At 65.1% G+C, this 14,198-nt stretch carries 11 protein-coding genes and 1 pseudogene; 4 read left to right on the top strand and 8 right to left on the bottom strand.

Annotated elements, in window-relative coordinates:
• Positions 1 to 29: 29 nt before the first annotated feature.
• Entirely contained in the window at positions 30 to 659 is a 630-nt protein-coding gene (locus BKH32_RS02335; RefSeq protein ID WP_256690501.1) for a transposase, read from the bottom strand.
• 798 nt (positions 660 to 1,457) lie between these two features.
• On the opposite strand from BKH32_RS02335, the gene BKH32_RS02325 reads away from it, so the two are divergent.
• The 3 genes from BKH32_RS02325 to BKH32_RS14210 are packed head-to-tail and all read left to right on the top strand — an operon-like array spanning position 1,458 to position 3,379.
• Positions 1,458 to 1,721 carry a hypothetical protein gene (locus BKH32_RS02325; protein ID WP_256690500.1) on the top strand — a complete coding sequence of 88 codons (264 nt, stop codon included), beginning with the start codon at positions 1,458 to 1,460 and terminating at the stop codon, positions 1,719 to 1,721.
• 33 nt (positions 1,722 to 1,754) lie between these two features.
• The gene (locus BKH32_RS14215; protein WP_256690499.1) at positions 1,755 to 2,543 is read left to right on the top strand and encodes a hypothetical protein; all 789 of its coding nucleotides are present in this window, start codon (positions 1,755 to 1,757) and stop codon (positions 2,541 to 2,543) included.
• A gap of 32 nt (positions 2,544 to 2,575) precedes the next feature.
• Entirely contained in the window at positions 2,576 to 3,379 is an 804-nt protein-coding gene (locus tag BKH32_RS14210; RefSeq protein WP_256690497.1) for a hypothetical protein, read from the top strand.
• Between the two features lie 21 nt (positions 3,380 to 3,400).
• Here the strand turns inward: BKH32_RS14210 and BKH32_RS02310 are convergent, their stop codons facing one another.
• The 3 genes and pseudogenes from BKH32_RS02310 to BKH32_RS02300 all read right to left on the bottom strand — a co-directional run bounded on the left by BKH32_RS02310 (position 3,401) and on the right by BKH32_RS02300 (position 8,327).
• The gene (locus BKH32_RS02310) at positions 3,401 to 5,140 is read right to left on the bottom strand and encodes a S1C family serine protease (protein ID WP_075248444.1); all 1,740 of its coding nucleotides are present in this window, start codon (positions 5,138 to 5,140) and stop codon (positions 3,401 to 3,403) included.
• A 211-nt stretch (positions 5,141 to 5,351) separates the two neighbouring features.
• A pseudogene (gene menD / locus BKH32_RS02305) lies at positions 5,352 to 7,102 on the bottom strand (2-succinyl-5-enolpyruvyl-6-hydroxy-3-cyclohexene-1-carboxylic-acid synthase).
• Positions 7,103 to 7,226: 124 nt separating this feature from the next.
• Entirely contained in the window at positions 7,227 to 8,327 is a 1,101-nt protein-coding gene (locus BKH32_RS02300; RefSeq protein ID WP_075248443.1) for an o-succinylbenzoate synthase, read from the bottom strand.
• Positions 8,328 to 8,598: 271 nt separating this feature from the next.
• On the opposite strand from BKH32_RS02300, the gene BKH32_RS02295 reads away from it, so the two are divergent.
• Positions 8,599 to 9,099: a hypothetical protein gene (locus BKH32_RS02295; protein ID WP_075248442.1), complete on the top strand. Its 501-nt coding sequence runs from the start codon at positions 8,599 to 8,601 to the stop codon at positions 9,097 to 9,099.
• A gap of 26 nt (positions 9,100 to 9,125) precedes the next feature.
• On the opposite strand, the gene BKH32_RS02290 is transcribed toward BKH32_RS02295, so the two are convergent.
• The 4 genes from BKH32_RS02290 to BKH32_RS02270 all read right to left on the bottom strand — a co-directional run bounded on the left by BKH32_RS02290 (position 9,126) and on the right by BKH32_RS02270 (position 13,806).
• On the bottom strand, positions 9,126 to 9,941 hold the full coding sequence (locus BKH32_RS02290) for a DUF3800 domain-containing protein (RefSeq protein ID WP_430383780.1): 816 nt from the start codon (positions 9,939 to 9,941) through the stop codon (positions 9,126 to 9,128).
• A gap of 767 nt (positions 9,942 to 10,708) precedes the next feature.
• Positions 10,709 to 11,584: a glycine betaine ABC transporter substrate-binding protein gene (locus BKH32_RS02280; protein ID WP_075248440.1), complete on the bottom strand. Its 876-nt coding sequence runs from the start codon at positions 11,582 to 11,584 to the stop codon at positions 10,709 to 10,711.
• Between the two features lie 66 nt (positions 11,585 to 11,650).
• Positions 11,651 to 12,529, bottom strand: coding sequence for an ABC transporter permease (locus BKH32_RS02275; protein WP_075248439.1), 879 nt, complete (start codon positions 12,527 to 12,529; stop codon positions 11,651 to 11,653).
• Positions 12,529 to 13,806, bottom strand: coding sequence for a quaternary amine ABC transporter ATP-binding protein (locus BKH32_RS02270; RefSeq protein ID WP_075248438.1), 1,278 nt, complete (start codon positions 13,804 to 13,806; stop codon positions 12,529 to 12,531). The genes BKH32_RS02275 and BKH32_RS02270 overlap by 1 nt, the downstream gene beginning before the upstream one ends.
• Positions 13,807 to 14,198 lie beyond the last annotated feature (392 nt).

The following is a 14,198-nucleotide window of genomic DNA, read 5'->3' as shown; positions in this document are numbered from 1 at the left end:
ATCTTCCAGGCCTTGATGTGGGCGTTGACCTACTCGACTATGTACCTGACCCGGTTGATGCTGCGGCTGACCTTCTTGGCGGTGTCGGAGAGCTGTTTGCCGGCCGGCTTCCTTGGTGGGGTGATCATCCCCCGTCCGATGTAGCCCTTGTCGGCGACCCACCCGCTGACGTCGAGGCCCTCGAGCAGGCCGGAGGCGTTCAGGGCGGCGACGTCATGGGTTGAGCCCGGGCAGGGGTCCGAGATCCACACCAGACGACCGGCGGGGGTGACCAGGACCTGGACGTTGAGCCCGGTGCGCTTGTGCTTGCCCGACCACAGCTCGGGGTGGGCCTTCCAGCTCCAGCAGGGCATCAGAGTGCCGTCCAGGACGTAGTCGCAGCCCGGGGCGACCTCCTCGGCGGTGATGAGGTAGCCGTCCAGGGCGCGGGTGACCAGCTCAGGGCGGGCCTTGACGGCCCGGGAGACGGTGGGCTGGGACACGCCGAGCAGCTCACCGATGGCGGCCTGAGGAAGGTTATGGCGAAGGTAGATCAGCGTCGCCTGCAGCGACCCGGCCACCCCGAGGATCGCCGGGATGGTGTGGAGCGGTTTGCTCTGGCTGATCCACTGGGTCAGCTCGGCGAGCTGATGGGCACTCAGCCCGGTGGTACACTTCACGGCGATGGCTCGTTTCCATAGAGGTTTTGTCTGGCGACAAGAATTCTCCCACAGGAACGAGCCATCACCCCTGCATAACACACCCACCCAAACCCCAACACCCTCCCCTGAATAACCTTCAATGGACGCAATATCCTCCCACTCCCTTGTATCACCTTTTGCATCATGAACCTCACTCAGCTCAGGTTCTCCTTGAGTCAGATCAGACAGGAATCAAGTTATGCGTAGCACGAAGATCGAAAACCACAAGACTAGCCAATGAGCAGCACAAGACTGCAGTCCACCAAAAAGGCTGACGAGGGCCGTTCCAAAGGGGTAAACCTATTCCTATTTTGTCTTTTTACCGCCATTGCTGCCGGCTGCGGCGCATTCTACTACAGCGAGTATGTCAATGGATTTTCATTTCTATATCTGTCCGCACCGATTGCATCACTATATCTTTCGCAGATTTATTTAAGGGAGAGTTCACATAGAATCTATCTTTTTTGGCGTCGCAGCGAACGCGGCGTGGTTCTGACGACTACAAGGACATTAGTCAATTGGGAACTTGGGACACTGCTGCTAGTGAGTCTCTCCTGCCCTCTTGGCATCGTAGCCTGGGTCCTACGACAACGCGGTGAGTGGATAGGGCCAGCCGTGCTTCTCATCATTGGATCGATAGGTATTCGATACTTGATGCCTATCGTTCGAGCGCGAGGGCTCACTCGACAGAGAATTTCACTTACTAAGAGTGGTATTAAACTCACTCAAATCGACGGACACACTGACGCTATCCCCTGGAAGGCCCATCCACATCTCATGGGCATCCACCAGGGTGATGCGGTCATCACCCTCAAGAACCGCCAGGAGATCCGTTACCCCGTCGGCTACCTCCCCATGGGCATGCGCCAGCTCGAACGCATCCTTAACACCTTCTCCACCGATCGCCAGTTACGCGCCAAGCTCTCAGGACCCGAGGCCGTCAGCACCGTCCTCACTGTCCTGGAACCCACCGAGGAAGAACGGAGCGGCGGCTCCTGGACCTGGTATTCCAGTGGAACTACCGCAAAGAACCTACAATAGATCAGTGGCACCGCTTCACGAAGACTTCAGCACATGAAACTGTTCTCGAAACGAACTAGTATCACCGTCTCACCGACAAGTGGAGACAGGGACAGAAAGTACGGCCCGCTCGTTACACTCGCCTTTGCCTGCATCGCCGGACTCTTTTGTTTCCTTACATATCGTTTCGATGACACAAGCACATCGATAGCGTTCCTGTACTTCACTTCAGTTTTTTTACACTACACGCTCTCTGCCTTTCACATGAAGGCATTCATGAGAAGGGGGCGCACGTACTGGAATTTCCAAGAACGCCAAGTAGCTATGCGCTGCCCTACATTGTTGGCAGCCTACGAGACCAGTTTCTCACTCTTGACCTCCCTCACCGGACCGTTAGCGGTATTCACCTGGTCAATCCACACTCGAGGAGATTGGATCGGCCCCGCCGCACTATTCATCCTCGCATTCAAGTATCCACCTAACCCAAGGAAGTTACGCCTCCACAACCTCTCTTTGAATCGAATCACTATAGACAGGAATGGCATCCAGTTCACTCAATTTGACGGTCATATTGACTCTATCCCCTGGCGGGCACACCCGAGGCTGGCGAGACTTCAACAGGGTATCGTTGTGATTTCCTTCAGGAAGAGACGAGAGCTGAAGTATCCGATCAGCTTCCTTCCGCTGACCTTCCGTCAATTCGAGCGCCTCCTGAACACCTTCACCACCGACGGCCAGCTCCGCGCCAAGCTCTCGGGACCCGAAGCACTCAACACCGTCCTCGCCGTCCTGGAACCCACCGAGGAAGAACGGACCGACGGCTCCTGGACCTGGAGCCACTAGACAGCACAAACGCTAACGCAAGGATGACCGCCATGAGCTTCCTGACGGGCAAGGCAGCCCAACTCACCATCACGCCGGAACGCATCGACAAGAACCGGTATCGGGCACCTCTGTTCTTCGGAGCGATCGCTGTGGCCGCAGCCATGTTCAGCATCCCCATGTTTCTCACCGGAAGCACCACCACAGCGCTGGCCATGATCTACCTCGCTGTCTTCATCGTCAGCTACGCAGTTGCAGCCTGGTGCCTCAAGTACTTCCTTTCAGCCGGCCGAACATACTGGAGTCACGACAGCCATCAAGTCGTCATGACGACCCCAACCGGCATGCTCCTGTTTGAAGTCAGTGTTCCACTGCTGGGTGTTCTGGGAGTACCGCTCGCGGCAGTCACCTGGTTACTGCACCGCCAGGGTGACTGGATCGGATCAGCAGCCTTAGCGGCACTGGGAGCACTGAGCCTCCCCTATCTCTTACAGGCCCTTCATGGTTTTCGCCCCGTGAGACGTCGTATCACGGTCAGCAAGAGCGGCATCGCGCTGACTCAGGCCAACGGACACAGCCTCGAGATTCCATGGAAGGAGCACCCGCGTCTCATCGGAGTCCGTCAGGCCGACGCCGTCATCGTTCTCAAGAACCATCTAGAGACTCGCTACCCCATCGGCTACCTTCCCCTGAGCATGCGCCAGCTGGAGCGTCTCCTGAGCACCTTCTCCACCGACGGCCGGCTGCGCGCCAAGCTCTCAGGACCCGAGGCCCTCAGCACCGTCCTCGCCGTCCTGGAACCCACCGAGGAAGAATTGACCGACGGCTCCTGGACCTGGAGCCGTCGGTCTCGGTAGGGCAGTCAGGAGCCTCCCCGGTCAGGAGTCCTTGCGCTCAGCCAGGGTCACGTCAACGTCCTGCTTCTTGGAGTTGCGGATGATCGTGAGCTTGACCTTGTCATTGGCGGAGTACTGGCGCACGTAACCGGTCAGTGCCGAGCCCTGGGCGGTGGTCTTCCCATCAATGGCGATGACGACGTCATCCTTCTTCAGCCCGGCCTTGTCAGCCGGCGAGCCGCCTTCGACCGAGGTGATCTTGGCGCCGGCGCGCTTCTCGCCGTCGGCCGTGGCGCCAGCGGTGTCGAGGGTGACTCCCAGGTAGGCGTGCGTGGCCGTGCCGGACTTGATGAGCTGCTTGGCGACCTTGTCCGCCAGCTTGACGGGAATGGCGAAACCGATGCCGATGCTTCCCGAGCCTCCCTCGCCGCCGGAGCGGCTCATAGTGGCGATGGAGCTGGTGATCCCGATGACCCGCCCCTTCTCGTCGAAGAGCGGCCCACCGGAGTTGCCGGGGTTGATGGCGGCGTCGATCTGGATCGCATTGGTGTAGACCGCCGAGGACGCAGAACCGCCCGAGCCGTCCTCATTCTGGGAGTTGACGACGGGCCGGTCGAGGGCCGAGATGATGCCGGTGGTGACGGTCGAGGACAAGCCCAGCGGGTTACCGATCGCCATAACGTCCTGACCGGTGGCCAGCTTGTCGGAGTCGCCGAGCTGGGCGACGGTCAGGTTGTCGGGGGCGTCCTTGAGCTGGATGACCGCCAGGTCGGTGGCGGGGTCGGTACCGGTGGTCTCAGCGTCATAGACGCGACCGTCGGCCAGCGTCACCTGGATCTCGGAGGCCCCCGCCACCACGTGGTTGTTCGTGATGATGTGCCCCTCCTTGTCGAAGATGACTCCGGAGCCCAGCGCATTGCCCTTGTCCGTGGCGATGGCGATGGAGACGACGGCGTTGGACACGGCGGCCGAGACGGCCTCCCAGTCGGGGGCCTGGCCAGTGCTGTTGACGGTCTGAGTCGTGCTCCCGGTGGCGATGGCCGTCGGGGCCCCTGAGGAACGCGAAGAGACGTCCCCACCACGAGCGTCCATGTACCTGACCGCACCGACAGCACCCCCGGCACCCAGCAGGGAGGCGACCACCACGGAGGCGACCAGGGCGAACCAACCCGGCCCGCGGCGCCTCGTGGTGCCGCTTTCAGTGGCTGCGGACTTGGAGACCGCGTAGAGGGACTCCCCGGCGGGGGCGCCGGCCGGCGCGTAATCACCGGACGTTGTCGGGACGCTCGTGTAGGGCGAGCCTAAGTGCGACTGCTGCCCCTGGTAGGGCTGCTGGGTGGACGAGTAGCTGGACGGCGCCGCCTGCGATTGAGGGGCGGAGTACTGGCCCTGAGGCTGCTGCTGCGGCTGGTAAGACATCTGCTGGGGCTGGTACTGCCCCTGGGCGGACTGCGCATAGAGCGACGCCGACTGGTCGGCGGGCAGCTGCGAGGTGGAAGGTTCGGAGGGCAGCTGCCGGGTCTCATTCCAGCGCTGCGCGCCTGCACCCTGAGGCAGGACCGGCTCGGAGTGAGAGGCGTCGGCGGCGTAGGCCTGTGAGAGATTCGCATAACCGCCCTGGTTCTCGGTCGCACTCGGACCCTCGCCGCCGGAGACCGCCGTTCCCGGGCCGACCTGGCTGCTGGCGGACCAGGAGTCGACACCGGAGTGACTGTCGCCAGCCGCTGCTCCTGGCTCAGCCGGCCAGTGGGCCTCCGGGCTCGTCTCGTCGTATCCGCTCATCTGTGCTCCTCCTCGGGCGTGTCGCCCTCTCAGATCCACGGGTAGACAACACCAGGGCTCTGTACCGTTTCCGATGATTCCCTGAGGCTGTGCTGTGGATCGTGTAACCGTTGTATCGCAGCGGGCTGGGAGTCCGGCAGTGGGCTCGGGGTGAGCCGGCCCCACTGCCGCGGGTCCTACTCCGCTGACTGCCGTTCATTCCTATCGTCGTTCATGTTGTCACGGTGTGAGGACCGTGTCTCGTGGCCTCCCAGACGACGACGCTCACACCATCGACCGGCTCAGCCAGGAGCCTACGGAGGGCCGCGGCATCATCGGGGACATGGACACGGGCCCCCAGGGCTGCCCCCAGCGCGGCGATATCCGCACGCTGGGGGGCGGAGAAGATCCGTTCGAACCGTCCCGATGGCGTGGTGTAGGCGTACTCGAGGTGGGAGAAGATCGCGCCCCCGCCGTCGTCGACGACGATCACCTGAGGTCGGCCTCCTCCTCACGCACGCCTCGACTCAAGGACATGGCGTCGTGGAGGAAGGCGAGGTCACCCATGACGGCGCGAACCGGTGCCCCCGAGGCCATCCACAGTCCGATTCCGGTGGCGATGGTGCCGTCGATGCCCGCCAGGCCGCGGTTCGCGACCGCCGTCGGGGTGGCGGCGCCGGGATGGGCGAGTCGGTCCAGGCGCCGTACCGTCATGGACGAGCCCAGCAGGAGGGCGGGGGCACCAGGGGCCAGGCTCGCCTCCCACACGACCCGGGCCAGGGCGTCGGCGCTGGAGATGCGGCCCGAATCAGGAAGATCCGCCACGGCCTGGCGCCAGGAGCCGGTCCAGGCCGCGTCGGCCCTCTCCAGGCCGAGGGAGGCGGCCAGGCGGGCTGAGCGGAGGGCGTCGTCGTCGGGCTCATGATCGGGGCCGTCGACTGGGAGGACTCGCCGGGCCCGCCCGGGAACATCGGTCCACCGGGCGCGCTCGGTCAGGACGGTGATATCGAGATCCTCGCGCCCCAGGAGCGCGGTGACGGAGCGACTGAGACTGGGGTGGCCCAGGACGAGGAGGTGCTCGACCTGCTCCGCGAGCGCGCGGCCCGCCGGGGTGCCCAGCAGCTCGGCGTAGCGGGTCAGGGCCTGGGGGCCGCTGCGGGCGTGGGAGGTGGGCTCGGCCAGGAGCGGCCAGTGAAGGTGCTCGGCCAGAGACCTGGCCAGGGAGCCGACGGCCGGGTGGGCGGTGTCACCGGCGACGACGAGTCCCAGGCCCTTCCCCTGCGAGGAGGAGCCGCGGCCGGGGCGCCGGCGATCATCGGCCGCCGGGGCGCCGGCAGGCGCTGCTGCCCGGGCTGCGGTGGCCGACGGTGGGGCGGGCAGCGCCGGGGCGGAGGGTACTGCGCCCTCCACTGTGTCCTCCGCCGTCAGGGGCGGGCGGAAGCGGGCGTTGATCTGGGCCGGCCCGGGATCCCGGCTGAGTGCCCCGGTGGCCGCGACGACGGCGCGGCGCACCTGCCCGGCGATGGCGGCGTCGGCCGCGCTGCCCCCGAGGTCGGCGGCCAGGTCGGCGGGCAGGTCCACGCCCAGGCGCAGGGCCGGTACGAAGAGCCCGGTCTGCTCGGTGGTCTGGCTGGCGCCGGTGCCGACCAGCTCGTGGGGCCGGTCGGCGCTGATGACGAGCAGGGGGATGCCGGCGGCGTCGGCCTCACTGACGGCCGGGTGGAGGTTGGAGACGGCCGTGCCCGAGGTGGTCACGACGGCGGCGCAGCGGCTGTGCCCGCTCAGGGCGTGGGCGCGGGCGGCCCCCAGGGCGATGAAACCGGCGCTGCGCTCATCCAGGACGACGCGCAGACGCACGTGCCCGGCGTCGGCGGCATCCGCCAGGGCGTCCGCCAGTGGGGCGCTGCGCGATCCCGGGCACAGGACGACCTCGCGCACGCCCTCGGCCAGGAGGGCCGCCACGAGGCTGCGGGCGTCGGCCATGGCGGGAGGGAGCTGCGGGCGCTCCGGGGAGTCGGTCACAGGGGCGAGGATACGAGAGCGCCCCGCCTGCACTGGGCTGCGATTGGTCACAGAACGGTGAGTCCTGCGCACGGCTGGGGCGGGGCTACAGCGGCAGGCCGGCCACGGCCCGGCTCGGGTCGCGGGCCTCGCGCTGGCGGCGGGCGTGGAGGGCGCCGGCCAGGTGCAGCAGGCGCGTCTGCCAGTGCTTAGTGAGGTAGGGCCCCGCCTTGACCTCACTCAGGAGGCGTTCGGAGACGGGGGCGGAGGCGTCCAGACGCAGGGTCCCGTTGCTGGGACGAACGCTGGGCTCGGCGACGTCCTGGGTCAGCAGGTGCGTGGTTCCCAGGCCGCAGGCGTGGTTGAGGGACGGCAGGCTGAAGGCGAGGGTGGCGCCGGCCATGATGCCCACGGAGGTGTCCAGGGCGGAGGAGACCACTGCGGGCAGTCCGAGGCGCTCGGCCATGTCCAGGGCCCTGTGCACCCCGCCCAGCGGGGCCACCTTGAGGATGGCGATGTCGGCGGCGCGCCGGTGGACGATCTCCAGGGGGTTGGCCGACAGCCGGATCGACTCGTCGGCGGCGATGGGCACGTCAACGGCGCGGCGCAGGTCGGCCAGGTCGTAGACGGTGGCGCAGGGCTGCTCGGCGTACTCCAGTCCTCCGGCGGCCCGGTCCATGAGGGGCAGGTTCTGGCGGGCGGCGTCCAGGTCCCAGGCGCCGTTGACATCGATGCGAACCTTCCCGGAACGCCCCAGGGCCGAGCGGACCGCCTCGAGCCTCTCCAGGTCCGCCGAGCGCTTGTCGCTGCTGCCGCTGACCTTGACCTTGGCGGTCCTGGCGCCGGAGGCCCGCACCAGCTCGGCGGCGTCCTGGGCGCCGACCTCGGGGACGGTCACGTTGACGGAGATGGTCTCCCGGTAGCGGGGAAGGAGGGAGTTGCCCAGGGCCTGACACAGCCCGGAGGCGAGCCAAGGAGCGCTGGCCTCCGACCCGTAGTCCCAGAAGGGCGCGACCTCGCCCCAGCCCCCGGGGCCGTGGAGCAGGACGCCGTCGCGGCGGGTGATGCCGCGAAACGGCGTCGTCAGAGGGATGTCCCAGACGACGGCGCGGTCGATGCGATCCAGCAGTCCGGTGGAGTCCTGAGCATGAAGAGAGGCGATGTCGATCTCGCCGCTGGCATGCTGATGGTCCGGACTCACGGGCACAGAATACGCACGATCTTCAATCAACACGACGAAACCGGGACAAGGGTGGCGGGCCCCACCTCGGTCAGCGTCCGCAGCAGACTGCCCGACGCCGCCACCCGCCCCGACGCCGACTGCGGCCACGGGCACAGGCCGCCATCCGCGAACCTTTGTAGAATGACTCGTGCGGTTGAATTCGCTATCACATCAGGGGGACGTCATGAACTGGGGCAGCACAGTGCAGGGTGAGACGGGAAGTCATCACTGGAGGCCCGTCACACCCGTCTCCGCGATGGTCGTGGGCCGCCTGGTCCTCGGACTGCCCGGCACCTTCGGTCTGACGATCATCGTGCTGGCCTGGTCCGCACTGGCCCACGCCGGGCTGGGATTCGGCAGGGCGTGCCTGTTCTCCCTGATGGCGGTGGCGATTCGCGAGCTCATCGACGCCTCGGCCCACCGGCTCATCATGCGGGCCAAACGGTCGAGGGACCCTCACGGCCTGCTGCTGACGATCATTGCCGTGACCTGCCCCGCGGTCGCAGGATTCCTGGCCGCGCGGCTCCTCGCCCCTGCGGCGACGACGGCGCTGACGGTTCTCACGTGGCTGCCGTTCATGGCCTTCGTCGCCCTCATTGAGAAACCGTGGGACACCTCGCTCGGATACGACGCCCTCCAGGAGCGCCTCCACCAGCCCCAACCGATCCCGCCGGAGTACGTCACCGCCGACTTCCGCGATGCCCGCAAGCACCTGCCCGAGCTCCGCCGCATCGCGCTGGCCCACGCGGCGCTGTAGCCGGTGAGTTTCAGTGGCGGACGAGGTCAGCGATCAGATGGTCGACGCTGCCGAGATTCCGCAATCCCCCTCATTTTGCGCGCAATATCAGGATCAACACTACTTCCTAGGAGTTGCCCCTCGGGCTGAGGATGGAGCGGCCTGCTCCGATCAAAAAGGCGAGAGTGGTGAATGTCGTTCAGGGAGCGGTTGTGGAGATGCAGTTTTGACTCAAAGGTAAAGGCTCCACCCAGGTTAGAAAAGAGCCTACCATCAGTAACCCACTGATGACGGGACGTCCTCACTAACTGATAATCGATAGCGCGAGTCACACACGCAGCAACCCAGTCCGCAAACTGAATATTTGCACTGAGCTTGGAATCGATATGCATGGGCGGTTCCACAATCCTACGCATCTCGGGATGATCAGCCGCACGACTGAAGATGTGACCGTACATGCTCGAAAGTCGTTCAATACGAGTCTTCTCGTTGATCTGATCGATCAGAACAAGAAGATGATCATCTCTCCCGTCTGCATAGCGCGCCAAACGATTGAGAGTCTCAGCCATCGCCTGAGACTCTCGGACAGCAGGGTCGAGCCTTGTTTGCTTCGGAGTACCAACAGGTTTCTCATCCGCATAATAGAAGAGCCTCCCACCTCTTCTTCTTAGATAGCCAACAAGCCCGTTGAATACGCGAAGCTGCTGCGGAAACGACTCCAATGTTTTCGGACGAAATATACTAGCACCCTTCCGCTCCCATCTCCCAGGATGCTCCAGGTCGCCGATTTCCGTACTGAAGAGAGTCAATTTTTCACACTGAAAGCGGCCCCCAACATCCCTGGCCGCAGCCTCGGGGACCACGAATCCCGCATAGCCAAATGCGGCACTGGTTTTATACCGCGAGTGATCGAGGCTTATTCACAGGGCTAGCCGACACTGGCATCTGCGCAGGTCACAGCACCTTCGACAGATGCTGTGAATAACCTTCATCAGGTCCAACATAAGCTCCCGGCTCTCCAGTTTCATCGATATACGCTAAAAGCACTACGCCACTCCTCGTCCACGAAAAAACCCCGCCCGTGGCGGGGTTCTTCGAATCGGCGCTCGGGGAACTGTCTCATCCCTAGCTACCTCTGATAAAGGTAGCGACTCTCCCACCGGCCGTCAAGACGACAGACACCCTCCGCCTCGACGGGCCTCAACTGCGGCGACGATCACAGCCTTGCCAGGGTGAGAGCGCGTCATCTGTGAGCTGGCTGGATCGGCCGCGGAAGACTTCGATGTCCTATGAGGAGATGAAGGAACGCGGACACCAGACCCGACTGATGACCCGGAAGCACTTCGCCGAGGAGATCGCCGACGGCCGGATGACCTTCCGCCCCATCGATGACGAGGGCTACTTGCTTCGACCAGGACGGCAACCGCATCGAGGACTGAGAGGCCCGCGGTCACTGCAACCGGCCTGCGAGTCGTGGTGGAGCCGATCCCGGCCGGGAACGTCCTGCGCGTGCAGGGACCGGATTACCGTCCCCGACGGCGTCGAATGCCACCGCCCGGGAGGAAAAAGTCCCCAGCCGCGCGGATGTCCCCGTCGGCGGGTCTCACCCAGGCCCTACGGCCGTCCGACGTCAGGACTTCTTGAAGTCGTACTGAGGGTGCTTCTTGGCCCAGGCGATGGCGGCCTCATCCTCCCGGCCCTCGCCGTAGGTGTTGACAACGAGGTCCTCGAGGCTGCCGTAGGTGGCCTCATCCATCGTGATGGAGCCGAGCCACGTCGCGATCTCCGGGTACTCCTGCGCAAATCCCTCTCGCCCCAGGAAGTGAAGCCCTTCCCCCTTGCCGAGCGCACCCTTGGGATCCTCCAGGTCCCGCATATTGAAGGTCGTGTTCGCCCAGAAGGGATGCCACAGGGTCACGACGATCTCTTGCTTGGCATCGACCGCCTTCTTGAGCTCGGCCAGCATCCCGGTGGTGGAGGAGGTCAGGAACTTCATGTCCCCCAAACCGTAGGCGGGGATCACGTCCTCCTGAGACACCTTGGTCAGTCCCGCGCCCGGCTCGATACCGATGATCTTGTTGCCGATCTGCGAGGCGTGGGACGTGATGTCCTCGATCGACTTCATTGAGGAGTAGTCCGGGACGGACCAGCACAGCTTGGCCGAGTCGTAATAGGTCCCCAGATCCTCGATATAGGTGCGGTACTTGTCCATGTACTCCTTGTGAGTGACGTCCGGCCACGCCGAGGGGTAGAGATCAACCGCCCCCTGGCTGAGGCCCGCGTAAAGCGGTCCGGCCTCGCTGAGGTCCATGAGCTTGATCTGGTAGCCCGCCTTCTCCAGCTGGGTCTTCACCAGATGCGTCATGGACAGGCCGTCACTCCAGGAGGGAATGAAGCCCAGGCGAAGCCGCTTGCCCCCACCGGAACCCCTACCGCAGGCGGACAGAGCACCCGCTGCCGTCAGAGAGGCGAGGGCGGTGATGAACGTGCGGCGGGAGGTCTGCATGGCGTTCCTTCGATACGTGCCCGGCGCCGGTGAGGGCGGAGCGGAAAAGCGTCGTCGAGTCATGGGTCACCGCTTCTTGACGAGTGAGAGCAGCGAGCCCTTCTCCCGCGGCGCCCCGAGGGCCGCAGTCACCCGGTCCAGGAAGATCGCCAGGAACACAATGGACAGGCCCGCCTCGGTGCCCTTGGCGATGTCGATGGTCGCGAGCGCCTTGACGACCTCCTTCCCCAGGCCGTCAGCACCCACCATGCCCGCGATGACGGCCATCGACAGCGCCAGCATGATGACCTGGTTGACACCCGCCATGATGGTGGGGACGGCCAGGGGCAGCTGGATGCCCCGCAGGATCTGCCAGTCGGTGGCGCCGAAGGAGCGGCCCGCCTCGACGGTCTCCTTGTCCACCTGCTTGATGCCCAGCTCGGTCATGCGCACCCCGGGAGGCATGGAGAAGACGAGCGTGGCGAACATCCCGGGCACCACCCCGATGGAGAAGAACAGGACCGAGGGGATGAGGTAGACGAAGGCCGGCATCGTCTGCATGAGGTCGAGGACCGGGCGGATGAGGACGCTGACGTACTTGTTGCGGGCGGCCCAGATCCCCAGGGGGATGGCGAAGACGAGGGCGGTCAGGGTCGCCAGGGTGACCAGGACCAGCGTCTCCATCGCATTGACCCACTGCCCCAGGGAGATGATGAGGAGGAAGGTGATGGCGGTCCCCAGCGCCAGTCGCCACGACTTGGCCATCCAGGCGATGAGGACGAAGACCACCACCAAGATCAACGGGGGCACGGCCAGGAGCAGGTCCACAAGAGTGTCGTTGACCAGGGTCCCGGCCCGGGAGATCGCGCTGAGGAAGCCATGGAGGTGAACCTGGATCCACTCAATGAGGACCTCGACCAGCTTGCCCAGAGGAATCGTGGGAAGAGGAGTCTGTACGGGAATCATCAGGCGTCGGCTCCTTCGGCCTCGGTGGTCTCGCTGGCCCGCTCGTCGGTCTGCTCCACGGCCGGATCGGCACTGAAAGCACTGGAGGCGCCGGCCTCCTTGCTCTGCTCACTGATGGCGGCCAGCAGGGTGACGCGCGGGATGACCCCGGAGATCCGCCCGTCGTCGTCGACGACGACGATGGGGGCCGCGTGCTGCGCGGCGTGGGCGAACAGCTCGTTGACGGGGGTCGAGTGCGATACGACCGGCATCTCGTGGATCGTGGACAGCGGGAGCGCGTCGGAGCCCTCCTTGACCGCCCGGGCGACGTCGTCCTCCCAGACGTAGCCGAAGGGCGTGCGGTCGCGGTTCTGGACGAGCAGCCACGGCGGCTGGTTCTCGCGCAGGAGCTTGTGGGCGGCGTGAGGGCTGCGGTCCGAGCCCAGGACCGCGTACGGGGGCTCCGCGATGGAGCCGGCCGTCAGGACCCGGGTACGGTCGACGTCGGCCACGAACCGTGAGACGTAGTCGGAGGCGGGATCTCGCAGGATCTCCTCGGCGGTGCCGACCTGCTCGACGCGCCCGTCGCGCATCATGGCGATGCGGTCCCCCAGGCGCATGGCCTCGTTGAGGTCGTGGGTGATGAACAGGATCGTCTTGCCGAGCTTGCCCTGCAGGTCGATGAGCTGGTCCTGCATCTCCCGGCGGATGAGCGGGTCGAGCGCGGAGAAGGCCTCGTCCATGAGAAGGATGTCGGTCTCGGCGGCCAGGGCGCGGGCCAGGCCGACCCGCTGACGCATTCCTCCCGAGAGCTCCCCTGGCTTGTAACCGCCCCACCCCTCCAGGCCGACCAGGGCCAGGGCCTCCGTGGCCCGGCGCTCGCGCTCGGAGCGACTCACACCCTGGATCTCCAGGCCGTAGGCGGCGTTCTCCCCCACCGTCCGGTGCGGCAGGAGGGCGAAGTTCTGGAAGACCATGGAGACGCGCTTGCGGCGCAGCTCGCGCAGCTTCGTCTTCGAGACGTGCGCCAAGTCCTCCCCGTAGAGGGTCATGCTGCCGGCCGTGATGGGCAGCAGGCCGTTGACCATGCGGATGAGTGTGGACTTCCCGGAGCCCGACAGGCCCATGACCACGAAGATCTCGCCCTTGTCGACGTCGAAGGAGGTGTCGATGACGGCCGCGGTCTGTCCTGACCTCCTCAGCTGGTCCCGCGTCCTGCCGGCCTTGAGCTTCTTGACGCCGTCGGACGGTCGGCGCCCGAAGACCTTGTAGACATGGTTGGCCTCAATGACTTTCACTGCACTCCTCGCGATCTAGCTCCTGGCCTGGCCGCGAGGGTCCGGAAGACGAGTTGTGAGAGCCGCGTCCGGACCCCGTGGCGGCTGCAGGCCCGTTTTATGGTGCTGCGGAGTGTTCAAACGGTCAATTTGAGTAGACGCAGAATCCCACAAACTCAGGGGACTTCAGGCCTTGACACGCCTACGAGCGTGTCCGGCGCCACGCCCGCAGGGCGGGCCTGGGCTCGCCTGTCGCGCACGGTCAGGCATGACCGCCCATCAGCACCGAGAATGCTTGAAATCACCACGATCATCGCGACTCCCCGCAGTCCCGCACCGCACGCGCATGAGCGCGGCGCATAACCAACAACGCCCGTACTCGCAACCGGAGCTCCCCAGGACCTCAGAATATG

Source organism: Actinomyces oris, from assembly GCF_001929375.1.
GTDB classification, from domain to species: Bacteria; Actinomycetota; Actinomycetes; order Actinomycetales; family Actinomycetaceae; genus Actinomyces; species Actinomyces oris_B.
The sequence above is the reverse complement of the archived record's forward strand: the minus strand, read 5'-3'. Positions and strand labels throughout refer to the sequence as shown.